This is a genomic window from Ruegeria sp. CDSA246, from assembly GCF_059611225.1.
The window spans coordinates 182,374-197,484 of the sequence record NZ_JBXWPD010000005.1 but is presented as its reverse complement, the minus strand read 5'-3'; the positions used below and the strand labels follow the sequence as shown (position 1 = coordinate 197,484).

General features: G+C 58.4%; 19 protein-coding genes. 15 read left to right on the top strand and 4 right to left on the bottom strand.

What is annotated here, in order from left to right; genetic code table 11:
- Positions 1-43 precede the first annotated feature (43 nt).
- From AC2FI9_RS08305 to AC2FI9_RS08275, 7 genes are all read left to right on the top strand, one after another.
- Entirely contained in the window at positions 44-505 is a 462-nt protein-coding gene (locus AC2FI9_RS08305) for a peroxiredoxin (protein ID WP_496766997.1), read from the top strand.
- Positions 506-590: 85 nt separating this feature from the next.
- Complete coding sequence (locus AC2FI9_RS08300; protein WP_496767054.1) at positions 591-1,406, top strand: ferritin-like domain-containing protein; 816 nt, start codon at positions 591-593, stop codon at positions 1,404-1,406.
- A 180-nt stretch (positions 1,407-1,586) separates the two neighbouring features.
- Complete coding sequence (locus tag AC2FI9_RS08295; RefSeq protein WP_496766996.1) at positions 1,587-2,912, top strand: DUF5930 domain-containing protein; 1,326 nt, start codon at positions 1,587-1,589, stop codon at positions 2,910-2,912.
- Positions 2,902-3,402 (top strand): bactofilin family protein, encoded by a 501-nt coding sequence (locus AC2FI9_RS08290; RefSeq protein WP_496766995.1) that lies wholly within the window; start codon positions 2,902-2,904, stop codon positions 3,400-3,402. Before AC2FI9_RS08295 ends, AC2FI9_RS08290 begins: the two co-directional genes overlap by 11 nt.
- Positions 3,403-3,518: 116 nt before the next feature.
- Positions 3,519-4,328 (top strand): M90 family metallopeptidase, encoded by an 810-nt coding sequence (locus tag AC2FI9_RS08285; protein WP_496766994.1) that lies wholly within the window; start codon positions 3,519-3,521, stop codon positions 4,326-4,328.
- A 123-nt stretch (positions 4,329-4,451) separates the two neighbouring features.
- Entirely contained in the window at positions 4,452-5,141 is a 690-nt protein-coding gene (gene aqpZ, locus AC2FI9_RS08280) for an aquaporin Z (protein WP_496723385.1), read from the top strand.
- A gap of 85 nt (positions 5,142-5,226) precedes the next feature.
- Positions 5,227-6,069, top strand: coding sequence for an alpha/beta fold hydrolase (locus tag AC2FI9_RS08275; protein WP_496723387.1), 843 nt, complete (start codon positions 5,227-5,229; stop codon positions 6,067-6,069).
- 39 nt (positions 6,070-6,108) lie between these two features.
- On the opposite strand, the gene AC2FI9_RS08270 is transcribed toward AC2FI9_RS08275, so the two are convergent.
- A complete protein-coding gene (locus AC2FI9_RS08270) occupies positions 6,109-6,657 on the bottom strand; it encodes a peptidylprolyl isomerase (protein ID WP_496766993.1) in 549 nt (182 codons plus the stop codon).
- Positions 6,650-7,156 carry a peptidylprolyl isomerase gene (locus AC2FI9_RS08265; RefSeq protein ID WP_496723389.1) on the bottom strand — a complete coding sequence of 169 codons (507 nt, stop codon included), beginning with the start codon at positions 7,154-7,156 and terminating at the stop codon, positions 6,650-6,652. Before AC2FI9_RS08265 ends, AC2FI9_RS08270 begins: the two co-directional genes overlap by 8 nt.
- A gap of 136 nt (positions 7,157-7,292) precedes the next feature.
- On the opposite strand from AC2FI9_RS08265, the gene AC2FI9_RS08260 reads away from it, so the two are divergent.
- The 7 genes from AC2FI9_RS08260 (at position 7,293) to AC2FI9_RS08230 (ending at position 13,592) form a co-directional block, all read left to right on the top strand.
- Positions 7,293-8,483 (top strand): phosphoglycerate kinase, encoded by a 1,191-nt coding sequence (locus tag AC2FI9_RS08260; protein ID WP_496766992.1) that lies wholly within the window; start codon positions 7,293-7,295, stop codon positions 8,481-8,483.
- 61 nt (positions 8,484-8,544) lie between these two features.
- Positions 8,545-8,889 carry a lysozyme inhibitor LprI family protein gene (locus AC2FI9_RS08255; RefSeq protein WP_496766991.1) on the top strand — a complete coding sequence of 115 codons (345 nt, stop codon included), beginning with the start codon at positions 8,545-8,547 and terminating at the stop codon, positions 8,887-8,889.
- Positions 8,890-9,053: 164 nt separating this feature from the next.
- Positions 9,054-9,353 (top strand): FtsB family cell division protein, encoded by a 300-nt coding sequence (locus AC2FI9_RS08250; RefSeq protein WP_496766990.1) that lies wholly within the window; start codon positions 9,054-9,056, stop codon positions 9,351-9,353.
- A 163-nt stretch (positions 9,354-9,516) separates the two neighbouring features.
- On the top strand, positions 9,517-10,506 hold the full coding sequence (gene pdhA / locus AC2FI9_RS08245; protein ID WP_058273998.1) for a pyruvate dehydrogenase (acetyl-transferring) E1 component subunit alpha: 990 nt from the start codon (positions 9,517-9,519) through the stop codon (positions 10,504-10,506).
- Between the two features lie 15 nt (positions 10,507-10,521).
- Positions 10,522-11,895, top strand: a complete 1,374-nt coding sequence (locus AC2FI9_RS08240; RefSeq protein ID WP_496766989.1) for a pyruvate dehydrogenase complex E1 component subunit beta — start codon at positions 10,522-10,524, stop codon at positions 11,893-11,895.
- A gap of 14 nt (positions 11,896-11,909) precedes the next feature.
- Complete coding sequence (locus tag AC2FI9_RS08235) at positions 11,910-13,208, top strand: pyruvate dehydrogenase complex dihydrolipoamide acetyltransferase (RefSeq protein WP_496766988.1); 1,299 nt, start codon at positions 11,910-11,912, stop codon at positions 13,206-13,208.
- Between the two features lie 147 nt (positions 13,209-13,355).
- Positions 13,356-13,592 carry a hypothetical protein gene (locus AC2FI9_RS08230; RefSeq protein WP_496766987.1) on the top strand — a complete coding sequence of 79 codons (237 nt, stop codon included), beginning with the start codon at positions 13,356-13,358 and terminating at the stop codon, positions 13,590-13,592.
- Positions 13,593-13,598: 6 nt separating this feature from the next.
- Here the strand turns inward: AC2FI9_RS08230 and cysE are convergent, their stop codons facing one another.
- Complete coding sequence (gene cysE, locus AC2FI9_RS08225; protein WP_058277511.1) at positions 13,599-14,408, bottom strand: serine O-acetyltransferase; 810 nt, start codon at positions 14,406-14,408, stop codon at positions 13,599-13,601.
- 84 nt (positions 14,409-14,492) lie between these two features.
- On the opposite strand from cysE, the gene AC2FI9_RS08220 reads away from it, so the two are divergent.
- Entirely contained in the window at positions 14,493-14,831 is a 339-nt protein-coding gene (locus AC2FI9_RS08220) for a TraR/DksA family transcriptional regulator (RefSeq protein ID WP_496766986.1), read from the top strand.
- Here AC2FI9_RS08220 and AC2FI9_RS08215 read toward each other — a convergent pair.
- Positions 14,812-15,108 carry a DUF7742 family protein gene (locus tag AC2FI9_RS08215; protein WP_496766985.1) on the bottom strand — a complete coding sequence of 99 codons (297 nt, stop codon included), beginning with the start codon at positions 15,106-15,108 and terminating at the stop codon, positions 14,812-14,814. The genes AC2FI9_RS08220 and AC2FI9_RS08215 overlap by 20 nt on opposite strands.
- Positions 15,109-15,111 lie beyond the last annotated feature (3 nt).

The window sequence follows — 15,111 nt, the reverse complement described above, 5'->3', positions numbered from 1 at the left end:
TATTATGCCGGGCAGCACTTAAAATCCTTTAGCGGAGTTTCCAATGCCCGACGTAACAGACATCGCCCCTGATTTCACATTACCCCGCGACGGCGGCGGCGAAGTGACCCTATCGGACCTGCGCGGCGGTGCCGTCGTTCTGTTTTTCTACCCCCGCGATGATACGCCGGGCTGCACCAAGGAATCCATCGGTTTCTCGGAACAACTTCAGGCCTTTGGTGATGCGGGGGCTCAAGTTTTTGGCATCTCGCGGGATAGTGTTGCCAAGCACGACAAGTTTGTTGCCAAACACAGCCTGACGACTCCGCTTTTGTCGGATGAAGGGTCTTCGGTCTGCGAGGACTATGGCGTCTGGGTTGAAAAGAACATGTACGGCAAGAAATCCATGGGAATTCAACGCTCGACCTTTCTGATCGATGGCGAGGGCAAGATCGCCAAGGTCTGGCGCAAAGTCAAAGTCCCCGGCCATGTGGACGAGGTGCTAGAGGCTGTGCGCAGCCTGTAATCCTCTCGACCACGGTCGTCATCCGGTCTATGAGCCGTCCATCTCAACCAACGGAGACAACGCGGTGTCCAAAACACTGACTCAGATGGCGACCGAAGTCCTGACAACAGCGAATGGTCGGGAAAAGACTGCCCTGTCCAAGCGCTATGCCGCCGCCTGGTTCGCATCGCGCAAGGGCGACGCGCCTGAGATTGAGGTGGGAACCGCAACTCCGCCGCTGAACCCTGCCCGCCCGGAAAAGCCTGAGCTGCTATCGCCGCGTGAGGTTCCAAAGCGCAAGCCCGGAACCGAGGCCGGGCGTATCGCCCTGCTTCACGCAGTTGCGCATATCGAGCTGAACGCCGTCGACCTACACTGGGACATCATCGCGCGATTTGGCCACGTGCCGATGCCCATCGGGTTCTACGATGACTGGGTCAAATGCGCCGAAGAGGAATCGCGGCATTTCGAAATGGTCTGCGATTGTCTGGAAAGCAAGGGCAGCCACTATGGCGCTCTGCCCGCGCATGCGGGAATGTGGCGCGCGGCCGAAGACACTACCGAAGATTTGATGGGGCGACTGGCGGTTGTCCCCATGGTGCTCGAGGCGCGTGGGTTGGACGTGACACCCGGCATGATCGACATATTCCGCAAGGCCAAAGCCGAGCAGGCAATTGCCGCGCTCGAGGTCATCTATGCCGAAGAAGTGGCCCACGTGGCTTATGGTTCAAAATGGTTCCATTTCCTGTGTGGGCGTGAAAACGCAGATCCCAAGGATGTATTTCACCAATTGGTGCGCCAGTATTTCCATGGCGTCCTGAAGCCCCCGTTTAACGAAGAAAAACGGGCCGAGGCCGGGCTGCCGCCGGATTTCTATTGGCCTCTGACGGAGGATTTGCCATTGCCGGGACAGGCGCAATAACGGGCACAAGTTGACGTTATCGGCAATTTCTCGCCTAGAATCGGCGGCAAAAACCGGTAACGCAAGGTCGATAAGCTAACAAACTTGCCCAAAGCCCCCTCTCGCTCTATGCACTTCGCCCAAGGGACGGCTATCACTCACGACCGGTCCCGATCTTTAGGGGATGGAGAGGTAGGACGCGTGAGAACACGTCTGGCAATCAAATTACATTCATTGTTCGAGCGGCATTTTCCCGAACGCCGTGTCTTTCTGAAATCCGACAATGATACGCGGTTTATTCGGCTAAGCTCGGAAACGCAGGTCATAGCCGTTGCTGGTGTCGCCTTGTTCGTGGGATGGACAGCTGTCGCGACTGCGATACTGTTGATGGACAGCATCGGGTCGGGAAACTTCCGGGAACAGGCAAAGCGTGATCAGGCGACCTATCAGGAACGACTGAACATCATGTCCACGGAACGGGACGTCCGAGCGCAGGAGGCTTTGGCGGCACAGGACCGGTTCAACGCAGCGCTCGAGCAGATTTCGGCCATGCAGTCGGAACTGCTGGCGTCGGAAAACCGCCGCCGCGAGCTTGAGACCGGGATCGAGGTTATCCAGACCACGCTGCGCGCTACCATGAAACAGCGCGAAGAAGCACGTACAGAACTGGTTACGCTTCAGCAGGAAGCGGGCGAAGGCGACATGTACATGGCCGCCGTTGCCAACCCCGAGCAGATGAACTTTATGACCGAGGCGCTGTCCCGCACCGCCGAGGAACGCGACCAGATTGCCGCCAATGCCAAGGACGCGCTGGAACAGCGTGACGATCTTGAGTTGGAAATCCGGCTGATGCAGGAACGCAGCGACGAGATCTTCCGCCAGTTGGAAGAAGCGATGGTGATCTCGGTCGAACCACTGGACAAGATGTTCCGCCAGGCCGGCATGCCCACCGACCGCATCATCGAAGAAGTCCGCCGCGGCTATAGCGGCATGGGCGGCCCCCTAACCCCTATTTCTTTCAGCACGCGCGGTGAGGAACTGACCCCCGACGAGATCCGCGCAAATACTCTGTTGCAACAGATGGATCAGTTGAACCTGTACCGAATTGCTGCAGAGAAAGCGCCGTTTGCAAGCCCCGTCAATTCCGTCGTGCGATTCACGAGCGGTTACGGGACGCGTCGAGACCCCAAGACAGGTGGTCGCCGCATGCATAACGGCGCTGATTTCGCAGGTGCCCATGGCACCGACATTTTTGCCACCGCCGACGGTGTGGTCACCCATACCGGCTGGCAGTCCGGGTTTGGACGGCTGGTAAAAATCAAGCACGCGTTCGGAATTGAGACACTTTATGCCCATAACACGAAGATACGCGTGAAGGTTGGTCAAAGGGTCTCGCGCGGGGATCATATTGCTGATATGGGTAGCACCGGACGGTCGACCGGCACGCACCTGCACTATGAAGTTCGCGTGAACGGAAAACCTGTTAACCCAATGACTTACATCAAGGCTGCGAGAAATGTTTTCTAAGAGCAAAATCAACGAGCCCTCGTCCTCTGCACCCGAGGCGGCAAAACCCGCTGCACCGGCGACACCGGCGGCCCCTGCACCGGCAGAAAACAAGGCCAGCACCGCGCCCAAGCCCAAGCCACCGGCATCGGTTCTGTCTTCGGACCTGCACATCACGGGCAACCTGAAGACCTCGGGCGATATCCAGGTCGAAGGCACTGTCGAAGGCGACATCCGTGCGCATCTGCTGACAATCGGTGAGACTGCCACCATCAAAGGCGAAGTCACCGCCGATGACGTCGTGATCAACGGCCGCATCGTGGGCCGTGTCCGTGGTTTGAAGGTACGCCTGACCTCGTCCGCACGTGTCGAAGGCGACATCATCCACAAGACCATCGCGATCGAAAGCGGCGCGCATTTCGAAGGTTCGGTTCAGCGTCAGGACGACCCTCTGAACCCGGGCCGCGGCGGCAAGGCGGGTGCCAACCCGGCGGCCGAAGTCAAGCAGTAACGCGGACCACTTTCCAAGTTTCGAACGCCGCGGGGAAACCCGCGGCGTTTTTCATTTGACGGGGACGATTGGGTTTTCCGGTTCCAACCGCCCGGCGCGTCCTTATAGTGACCTTTATGTTGTTCTTTTTCACAGCCTTGGCGCTTATTGCCGGTTTCCTACTGTATCGCTACTGGTCCAAGTCCCGGGCGCGCCAACAGTTATTGTCCACACCCCTGACAGACCACCAACGCATCCTCATCGAGCAGCAAGTGCCGTTGATCCGCCGCCTGCCCCTAGACCTGCGTGTCAAACTGGACGGCAAGGTGAATCTGTTTCTGGATCAGGTTCGTTTCTTCGGTTGCGACGGGCTGGACGTGACCGAAGAGATGGAACTGGCCATCGCCGCGCAGGCCTGTCTTCTTATTGTAAACAGCGACCTCTGGTACGATCACCTGACCACGATCCTGATCTACCCGAACGCTTTTAAGTCTCGGCAGCGCCGACAGGAAGGATACGTCGTCAGCGAGAAAGAGATCGTGCGCACCGGGGAAAGCTGGGACCGTGGACCGGTTATCCTGTCTTGGACCCACAGCAAGCTGGGCGCACTGAACGACCATGACGGGCAGAATGTCGTACTGCATGAGTTTGCCCACCAGATAGACGATCTGTCCGGTGGCACCAACGGCGTTCCGATCCTGAGCGACGGGCAAAGCTTTGCCGAGTGGGAGCGTGTCTTTCTGACTGCCTATGACACCCTTGTCCGCGCCGTCGAAAGCGGGCGGCGCACGGTAATCGACGCCTATGGCGCAACCGGCCATGAAGAATTCTTTGCCGTTTCCGTCGAGGTGTTCTTTGAAAAGCCCCGCGACCTGAAATCTGAGGCCCCTGAGGTCTATGACCAACTTGCCAAACTGTTCCAACTGGACCCGGTTGCCTGGGGTTAGGCGTGCTTAGGCTCCCACCGCCTCACTCCTGACCACTGCCAGTGAAATTTCCCCTTATCCAAACATTTCACAAAACATCATTTTCGAATTAGTCTTAAATTAGTGTTTTCAGGAGGATTTTTCATGTCATCAAAACTCATGGCCGAGTTCTTCGGTACGTTCTGGTTGGTTCTGGGCGGTTGCGGCAGCGCCGTTCTGGCCGCCGGGGTCGCCGATGTGGGCATCGGTTGGCTGGGCGTTTCCTTTGCCTTCGGCCTCACCGTTCTGACGATGGCCTATGCCGTCGGGCATATCTCGGGCGGCCATTTCAATCCTGCAGTCAGCCTTGGGCTGATGATCGGGGGACGGTTTCCGGCGAAGGACCTTATCCCTTATTGGATCGCCCAGGTCATCGGCGCAATTGCTGCGGCTGCTGTCTTGTATCTAATCGTCAGCGGCGCGCCCGGCTTTGACGGCGTGGGTGGGTTTGCCTCGAACGGCTATGGTGAGGCATCACCCGAGGGCTATTCAATGATGTCCGCTCTGGTGATCGAGATCGTCATGACTGCGTTCTTCATCATCATCATCCTGGGGGCCACTTCCAGCGGCGCTCCTGCCGGGTTCGGCCCCATCGCCATCGGGCTTGGTTTGACATTGATCCACCTGATCTCGATCCCGGTGACCAACACATCGGTCAACCCGGCCCGGTCCACAGGGGTTGCTTTGTTCGCGGACGCGCCTGCCCTTGGGCAGCTCTGGCTGTTCTGGGTTGCACCCCTGATCGGTGGCGCAATCGGCGCATTGATCTGGAAGGCGATGACAACAGACGACTAAAGGCCAAGCGGGGGATTATTTCCCCCGCTTTCCTCTTCCTAAGCTATCATCCCTGACGAGACGACGCGAAACCAGGGAGGTAGACATGCTTCGAACACTGATGGTCACTGCGATGACGTTGACCGCGACAGCGGGACTGGCACAGGATGCTTGGCTGACAATCCCCGAAACGCCTGCCATGCCCAAGGCCGCGTCCAGTGGTACCGCCAGCGTGAATGGCATAGATATGTATTACGCCACCTATGGATCGGCAGAGGGCACGCCCGTGCTGCTAATCCATGGCGGTCTGGCGCATGGCGATATCTGGGCAGCGCAAGTGGCTGATCTGGCCAGTGACCACAGCGTGATTGTGGCGGATACGCGGGGGCACGGCCGTTCAACCAATGACGGCAGCACCTACAGCTACGAACTGTTGGCGCAGGACTATCTGGCGCTGCTGGATCATCTGAATGTTGAGCAAGTAAATCTGGTCGGATGGTCTGACGGTGCCAACATTGGCTACACGATCTCGACCACGGCGCCGGATCGTCTTGCCAGCCATTTCGCCCATGCGGGCAACGTTACTTTGGATGGGATTGACCCTTCAGTCGAAACCAACGAAGTCTTTGGAACTTACGTCGGGATGATGGCCGGGGACTATGCCGCCATGTCCCCCACTCCGGACGGGTTCGAAGCGTTTCTGGGCGGTGTCGCAGCCATGTGGGCGACGGAAAAGCCCGGAGGGCTTGAGGGGCTGCAATCCGTAACCGTGCCCACTCTGGTCGTGCAGAGCGAACATGACGAAGCAATTCTGACCGAACACTCACAGGCGATTGCCGAGGCGATCCCGGACGCTGAACTATTGATTTTGAAAGACGTCAGTCACTTTGCGTCATTTCAGGATCCGGATACTTACACGCAAGCGATCCGAAACTTCATCGATCAATGACGAGAAACCCGGCGCTGGAGTAAGCGCCGGGTTCAAAGATCATTCGGTAACGGTGACTTTTTTCATCACGTCCGGCTGGCCGATCACCGCGCCATTCTGTCCCTCACCGCGTTTGATCGCATCTACCACGTCCATGCCGCCGGTCACCTGACCAACAACCGTGTACTGGCCGTTCAGGAACGGGCCCGGCTCGAACATGATGAAGAATTGCGAGTTGGCACTGTTGGGGTTTTGCGCCCGCGCCATGCCGACAACACCCCGGTCGAATTCGAAATCCGAAAACTCGGCCGGAAGGTCCGCACGGTCAGATCCACCGGTGCCAGCGCGACGCAAGTCGCCGCCCAGACGGCCATGCTCAACATCGCCGGTCTGAGCCATGAAGCCGTCGATCACGCGGTGAAACACCACGCCATCGTATTTCCCTTCATTGGCCAGGGCAGCGATTTGCTCGACATGTTTCGGGGCCAGATCATCGAACAGGTCGATAGTGACGGTGCCATTGGCCCCCTCACCTTTGATCTCGACCTCAAGGCCCGTGGCCAGCGCCGGGCTGGCCAACAAGGCAAAAGCAGCGGCCAGTTTATACATCGGCTGCCACCTTGACGCTGATCATGCGGTCAGGACTCATCGGCGGCTCGCCACGAACGATGGCGTCCACATGCTCCATCCCGTCGATGACGCGACCGTAAACGGTGTACTGACCGTTCAGGAAGTGGTTGTCCTTGAAGTTGATGAAGAACTGCGAGTTGGCCGAATCCGGGTTCTGCGAACGGGCTGCGCCCAGCGTGCCGCGGTCATGCGGCAGCTTCGAGAATTCCGCCGGAACGTTGGGCAGAGACGACCCGCCGGTACCCGCCATACGCAGGTTGAACCCGTCTTCCATGTCGCCGTGCTGAACATCGCCGGTCTGCGCCATGAAACCATCGATCACACGGTGAAAGGCCACGTTGTCATACTCACCACTGCGCGCCAGTTCTTTCATGCGAGCGCTGTGCTGGGGCGCTACATCCGGCAACAGCTCGATGACGACATTGCCGTCTTTGAGTTCGACGATGATTGTGTTTTCGGGATCCTTGATCTCGGCCATTAGGCCCTCCTGTCGTTTTATCTTGCGCAAATACCTATGCGCAGGGCGCGGGAATGCCAAGTGACGCATTGACCTGACGGCAAAATGCAGGAAAAGAACCGCCTAAGTCACTTTCATATTTGTCGAGGATTGCGCGATGGGCTGGAAAACACTGGACGACATGGACCTGAACGGCAAACGCGTGTTGGTGCGCGTGGATATCAACGTGCCGGTAGTCGACGGCGTGGTGACCGACGCCACCCGTATCGAGCGCATCGTGCCGACCGTGAAGGACATCTTGGCCGCTGGCGGCAAGCCCATCCTGCTGGCGCATTTCGGGCGTCCGGGCGGCGAACGTCGCCAAAACCTGTCGCTGAAGCAGCTTGTTCCGACATTGGAGGCAGCCTTTGGCACCAAGGTTCGGTTTGGCGATGACTGCGTGGGGATCGAGGCGGAAACAGCGGCAGCAAACCTCAGCGCTGGCGAAGTGTTATTGCTGGAAAACACGCGCTTTCACGCGGCGGAAACCAAAAACAGCCCGGAACTGGCGGCCGGCATGGCAAAGATGGGCGACGTCTATTGTAATGATGCCTTCTCGGCCGCACACCGCGCACACAGCTCGACTGAAGCACTGGCCCGGTTGTTGCCCGCCTGCGCGGGCCGCCTGATGCAGCAAGAGCTGAGCGCGTTGGAAGCCGCGCTAGGCGCGCCTAAACGCCCGGTTACTGCGGTTGTCGGCGGTGCCAAGGTTTCGACCAAGTTGGACCTGTTGGGCAACCTGATCGAAAAGGTGGATTACCTGATCATCGGCGGGGGCATGGCGAACACCTTCCTTGTCGCACAAGGCGTGAATGTCGGCAAATCGCTGGCGGAAACCGCGATGAAAGACACGGCGGCCGAGATCCTGGCCAAGGCCGAAACGACCGGCTGCCAGATCGTCCTACCTCGCGATGTCGTCGTCGCTGAAAAGTTCGAGGCCCACGCCCCCAATCAGGTCCTGCCAGCCGATCAATGCCCTGCAGACGGCATGATCCTTGACGCCGGTCCCGAGACTGTTGCTGAAATCACCGCGATTTTTGAGAAGAGCCAAACGCTCATCTGGAACGGTCCGCTGGGCGCGTTCGAGATTGAACCCTTTGATGCCGCGACCAACGCAGCGGCCTTGAAGGCGGCCGAACTGACACGGTCCGGACAGCTTGTGTCGGTCGCAGGCGGTGGTGACACGGTCGCTGCGCTGAATGCGTCCGGTGCCGCAAAGGATTTCTCTTACATCTCGACTGCCGGTGGCGCGTTCCTGGAATGGATGGAAGGCAAAATTCTTCCCGGCGTCGCGGCACTGGATCAGTAACCCCTGTCTGTCTGGCAATCGGCATTCATGGTACTCTCTCTGTCAAACCGGGAGATGTGCCATGAAAGCTATTGCCGTCCTTGCCACCACTCTGCTGCCCATCACGACATATGCGCAATCCCATTGCGATGGCCAAACACAGGTTGACGCCAATTTCTGCGCCAAAGAAAAATGGGAAATTGCAGATCAAGAGCTGAACCGCCTTTGGTCAGAGATCAAACCCGCATCGGACGCGCGCGGTGATGGCCAAGCCCTGCTGACCGAGCAACGCGCTTGGCTGAAACGCCGTGACGTGACCTGTGACCCCGAGCTGGACAGCGACGGTAGCGCGGCCCCCATGTTCTATTGGGCCTGCATGGAAGAACAAACCCTGCAACGCAACCAGGCGCTGGAAGCCTGGCGATAACCGCTTTTTTCCCAGCCAAATTCATCAGGCGAACATATTTTTTCTGCTGATCATCAAAAATTGCGAATCGAGGGATTCACAAGCCGAATCACCTGTGACATAGTGCAGGCAGATGTCCGAAAAGGGCACGTTTTTGAGGCAGACTTCATACGGCGGTAAACAGAGTGTCCCGTTCCCATCGGCCCGGTTTGGGCTCAGTTGTATTCTTCATGGTGGCTTTCACGCTGAGTGTTTATTTCACCTTCGCCGCCGTGCAGGGCGACTATGGCCTGTTCCGACGGGTCGAGATTGCAGCGGAACGGGACGCCCTGTCGCGCGACCTGGCCAAACTTGACGCCGAAATCACGGAAATGGAAAACCTGACGCGCCGCCTGTCAGACAATTACCTGGATCTGGATCTTCTGGATCAGCAGGCGCGGTCCGTGCTGGGCATGATCCGCTCGGATGAGATCGTCATTCGCTGACCCCCCCACCAATGGATGCCACCCCACGGGTTAACCGCATGATCACGCGCTGAATTCTGCCTTGCCGGACGCTGCGTCACATTTCCCCTCGCCAGAAAGCAACAAATGCTTTATGAGATAGTTTAACGCTAAACTATCTTGCCGAGAGGGGGAGATCGCCACAATGGCTGCGCGAAAAACCACAAAGAAACCAAATGTTTCTGCGGAAGAACTTACCGAATACTACCGTGAAATGCTGCTGATCCGCCGATTCGAGGAAAAGGCCGGTCAGCTCTATGGCATGGGTCTGATTGGCGGTTTCTGCCACCTCTACATCGGCCAAGAGGCCGTTGTTGTCGGCCTTGAGGCTGCGACCGAAGAAGGTGACAAGCGTATTACCTCATACCGCGACCACGGCCATATGTTGGCCTGCGGCATGGATCCAGGCGGCGTGATGGCCGAGCTGACCGGGCGCATCGGTGGTCTGTCCAAAGGTAAGGGCGGCTCGATGCACATGTTCTCGAAAGAGAAGCATTTCTATGGTGGTCACGGCATCGTTGGCGCACAGGTTCCGCTGGGTGCGGGACTGGCCTTTGCGGACAAGTACAAGGGCAATGGTCGCGTGACCTTCACCTATTTCGGTGACGGCGCTGCGAACCAGGGCCAGGTCTATGAGACCTTCAACATGGCCGCCCTTTGGGATCTGCCGGTGGTGTTCGTGATCGAGAACAACCAATACGCCATGGGTACGGCGCAGGCGCGCTCGACCTCGACCAAAGATATCTACCACCGCGGCGAAGCGTTCGGCATCCCAGGTGAGATCGTCAACGGCATGGATGTACTGGCTGTCAAAGCCGCTGGGGAAAAGGCTGTCGCGCACTGCCGTGCGGGCAAAGGCCCCTATATTCTTGAGATCAAAACCTACCGCTACCGCGGCCACTCGATGTCCGACCCGGCCAAGTACCGCACCCGCGAAGAGGTTCAGAAAGTCCGCGAACAAAGCGACCCGATCGAACATGTGCGCGAACTGCTGCTGACCGGCAAACACGCGACCGAGGATGATCTGAAGGCGATCGACAAAGAGATCAAAGAGATCGTCAATCAAGCCGCCGAATTCTCGAAAGAAAGCCCCGAGCCTTCCGTCGAAGAGCTCTGGACCGACATTTACGCCTGAGAGGACGATTAAGACATGGCAACCGAAATTCTCATGCCCGCCCTTTCGCCCACAATGGAAGAGGGCACATTGGCCAAGTGGCTGATCAAGGAAGGCGACACCGTATCCAGCGGCGATATTATGGCCGAGATCGAAACCGACAAGGCGACGATGGAGTTCGAAGCCGTCGATGAAGGCATCGTCGGCAAGATCCTGATCGCCGAAGGCACCGAGGGGGTTAAAGTGAACACCCCTATCGCAGTGCTGGTTGAAGAAGGCGAAGACGCCTCGGCCATCCTAGCGGCTGCGCCCGCAGGCGCGGCGGTGGCTGAGGCTGCCCCCCTGGCAGCAGAAGCCCCCGCCCCCGCTGCAACCGCACCTGCGGCACCCAAGGTGGATCTTTCCCCGGACTGGCCGGCGGATGCACCAATGGTCCAGCAGACCGTGCGTGAAGCTTTGCGCGACGCGATGGCCGAAGAAATGCGTGGTGACGAAGACGTTTACCTGATGGGCGAAGAAGTCGCCGAGTATCAGGGCGCCTACAAAATCAGCCAGGGCATGCTGGACGAATTCGGCAGCAAGCGCGTGATCGACACCCCGATTACCGAACACGGGTTTGCCGGCATCGCTGTCGGATCCGCCATGGCCGGACTGAAACCGATTGTCGAGTTCATGACCTTCAACTTCGCCATGCAGGCGATTGACCAGATCATCAACTCGGCGGCCAAGACGCTGTACATGTCCGGTGGTCAGATGGGTTGCCCCATCGTATTCCGTGGCCCCAACGGTGCCGCTGCTCGCGTCGGTGCGCAGCACAGCCAGGATTACGCTGCGTGGTATATGCAAGTGCCTGGCCTGAAAGTGGTAATGCCTTATTCGGCGGCTGACGCCAAAGGACTGTTGAAATCAGCGATCCGCGATCCGAACCCGGTTGTGTTCTTGGAAAACGAAATCCTTTACGGCCGTTCTTTTGACATGCCGCAGGTGGATGATCTGACCGTCCCGCTGGGCAAGGCACGTATCTGGCGCGAAGGTTCGGACGTGACCATCGTTAGCTTTGGCATCGGCATGCAATATGCGCTTGAGGCCGCCGACAAGCTGGCCGAGGACGGTATCAGTGCCGAGGTGATCGACCTGCGCACTATCCGGCCAATGGACACAGGCGCGATCATCAACTCGGTGATGAAGACCAACCGTCTGGTGACCGTCGAAGAAGGCTGGCCGCAAGGCTCGGTCGGCGGCTACATCTCATCCGTGGTGATGCAAGAGGCGTTCGATTACCTCGACGCGCCGGTCATCAACTGCACCGGCAAGGATGTTCCGATGCCTTATGCCGCAAATCTGGAAAAACTGGCGCTGATCACAACCGAAGAAGTGATCGCAGCCGTCAAACAAGTGACCTACCGGTAAGGAGCGACAGACAGATGCCCACGGAAATTCTGATGCCCGCCCTGTCGCCGACCATGGAGGAAGGCACCCTTGCCAAATGGCTGGTCAAGGAAGGCGATACCGTCTCGTCCGGCGACCTGCTGGCGGAGATTGAAACCGACAAAGCCACGATGGAATTCGAGGCCGTCGACGAAGGCACAATCGGCAAGATCCTGATCCCCGAAGGCACCGAAGGGGTCAAAGTAAACACCGCGATCGCGGTGCTGCTGGAAGACGGCGAAAGCGCGGATGACATTGCCGCTGCGCCGGCGGCTGCTCCTGCTGCTTCCGCGAGCAACGAGGCTGCCGCGCCAGCTGCACCCGAGGCGCCCGCCCCTGCTTCGGCTGCTCCGGCCAAGGCGGATGGCGGTCGGATCTTCGCATCTCCTCTGGCCCGCCGTATCGCGGCCCAGAAAGGTCTGGATCTGGCGCAGATCGCTGGTTCTGGCCCACATGGGCGGATCGTGAAAGCAGATGTCGAAGGCGCAACTGCAACTGCCCCGGCTCCGGCTGCCGCATCCGCACCCGCCGCTGCTGCACCGGCAGCCGCCGCAGCTCCGGCCGGTCCGTCCGCGGATGCTGTTGCCCGGATGTACGAAGGTCGCGACTACGAAGAGATCAAGCTTGACGGGATGCGCAAGACCATCGCTGCCCGCCTGTCCGAGGCCAAGCAGACGATCCCGCATTTCTACCTGCGCCGCGATATCAAGCTGGACGCGTTGCTCAAGTTCCGCAGCCAGCTGAACAAGCAGTTGGAAGGCCGCGGCGTAAAGTTGAGCGTCAACGACTTCATCATCAAGGCTGTCGCCAACGCGCTGCAACAGGTTCCCGAATGTAACGCCGTCTGGGCCGGTGATCGGGTTCTGCAGCTTAAGCCCTCGGACGTGGCTGTCGCAGTCGCCATCGAAGGCGGATTGTTTACTCCGGTTCTGCAAGACGCCGACACTAAATCGCTGTCCGCATTGTCGACCGAGATGAAGGACCTTGCCGGGCGTGCCCGCGAACGCAAGCTGGCACCGCATGAATATCAGGGCGGCACATTCGCGGTCTCGAACCTTGGCATGTTCGGTATCGACAATTTCGACGCCATCGTGAACCCGCCGCATGCAGGCATCTTGGCAGTGGGAACCGGGCTGAAAAAACCGGTTGTCGGCGATGACGGTGAACTGACAGTAGCTACTGTTATGTCGGTGACAATGTCTGTCGATCATCGAGTCATTGACGGTGCGCTTGGCGCCCAGTTGCTGCAAGCCATTGTGGACAACCTGGAAAACCCGATGGTCATGCTGGCCTAAGGAAAATCAGGGTCGCGCCGATACCAGACCGGCGCGACCCAACCAGATCACAACCGTCATGTGAGAGCTTGTGATCACCGCGCGTGTTGCGCCGACGACTACCGTCAACCACCTTGTCTGAATGAAAATCACGGACACAGGCGACCTATGACTTCCACCTATTCGGTAAACTTCTTGCTGGTTACAACACTTGTGTTTGGTATGCCGACGGTTGCGGCGGCGAAGCCAAATACCTATCCGGGTGAACATTCCGCCTTCAGTTCTGATCCAGCCGAGACGGCCAAAAGTGAAGCTGAACGCGCGAAAAGGAAAGAAGAACGAAAAAAGCGGCGTGAAGAACGGCGGCGCAAGCGGTCGATCAAAAAGAACGACCGCTTGAACTGACTTGAGTTACTGGTCTTTGCCCAGCATGTGATCCATCGAGATCGAGGGTTGATCGCACCCGGCCTCTCCGACGATCTTGGCCGGTATTCCAGCCACGGTTTTGCAAGCAGGCACTTCCTGCAGCACCACCGAGCCTGCAGCAATACGACTGCAGTGGCCAACTACGATATTGCCCAGAACTTTGGCACCTGCCCCGATCAGCACCCCATCGCCAATCGTGGGGTGGCGCTGTTCTTCTTCCTTGCCGGTCCCGCCAAGGGTCACCGAATGCAACATCGAGACGTTGTCGCCAACGATCGCCGTTTCACCAATCACGATCGAATGCGCGTGGTCGATCATGATACCTTTGCCGATCTTTGCCGCGGGGTGGATATCAATCCCGAAAATCTCGGACGAGCGCATCTGAAAGAAATACGCCAGATCGTAACGCCCCTTGCGCCACAACCAGTGCCCCACGCGATAGGCTTGCATCGCCTGATACCCTTTGAAGTAAAGGATTGGTTGCAACAGGCGGTGGCAGGCCGGGTCGCGTTCGTAGACGGCCATCAAATCCGCGCGCGCAGCTTCGAGCAGTGCGGGGTCGTCGGCATAGGCTTCGTCCACGATCTCGCGCAGTACCATCATCGACATTTCGTTCGAGCACAGCTTGGCCGCAATCCGGTAGGACAGCGCCCGTTCCAGGCTGCGATGGTGCAAGATACAGGCGTGAACCAGCCCACCCATCAAAGGCTCAATCTCAACTGCCGACTGAGCTTCGGCGGTGATGCGATCCCAAACAGGGTCGACGGGGGTCACGTGGCTGCGCGTTTCGAACATGGCTTTTCATCCTTTGCTGCGCCTAGAATGCCATTTAGTTGTAAAATCACCAAACGCAAACCCGTGATCTGCAGGGCAACGAAAATGAATGAAGCCCAGTTGGAGGATTTCGAAGCCCGTATCCGCGCGCGATTGGACGAATTGGCCGCACATTCTGCGCTTGGAACCGAGGCACAAGCAGTTGTTGAACTGGACCAACAGGCAGTCGGGCGGCTCAGCCGGATGGACGCCCTGCAAAATCAGGCCATGGCCAAGGCTCAGCAAGCGAATCGGGATATCGAAACACGCCGATTGTCAGTGGCCCTGACCCGGGTCAAGGATGGTGAATTCGGGTATTGCGAGGATTGCGGCGAAGAGATTCCGGTTGGTCGTCTGAACCTTGATCCAGCGGCCAGCAAGTGCGTCAGCTGCGCATCCGGGTAACGCGGAATTGAACCAGGCATCGCAGAACCATCTCAAAACACTGGCAATATTGCAAATCGTCAAAGCTTGGCTCGTTGGCTAATGGCCGGGTTCGGGCCACTGTCATCAATGAGCCATTACCAAACAGCGGGTGTAGCCGGCCTGTATTGCCGACATAGATGTCGGCCAGTTCAGCTTCGTTGATCATTCTGGTGCACAGGCGTTCCCGGTCGGAAGGCGGCGCGTTTAGCAACACCCGCGCCGCGGCACTTACATCGCCGTGCAAAACAGGACGCATACG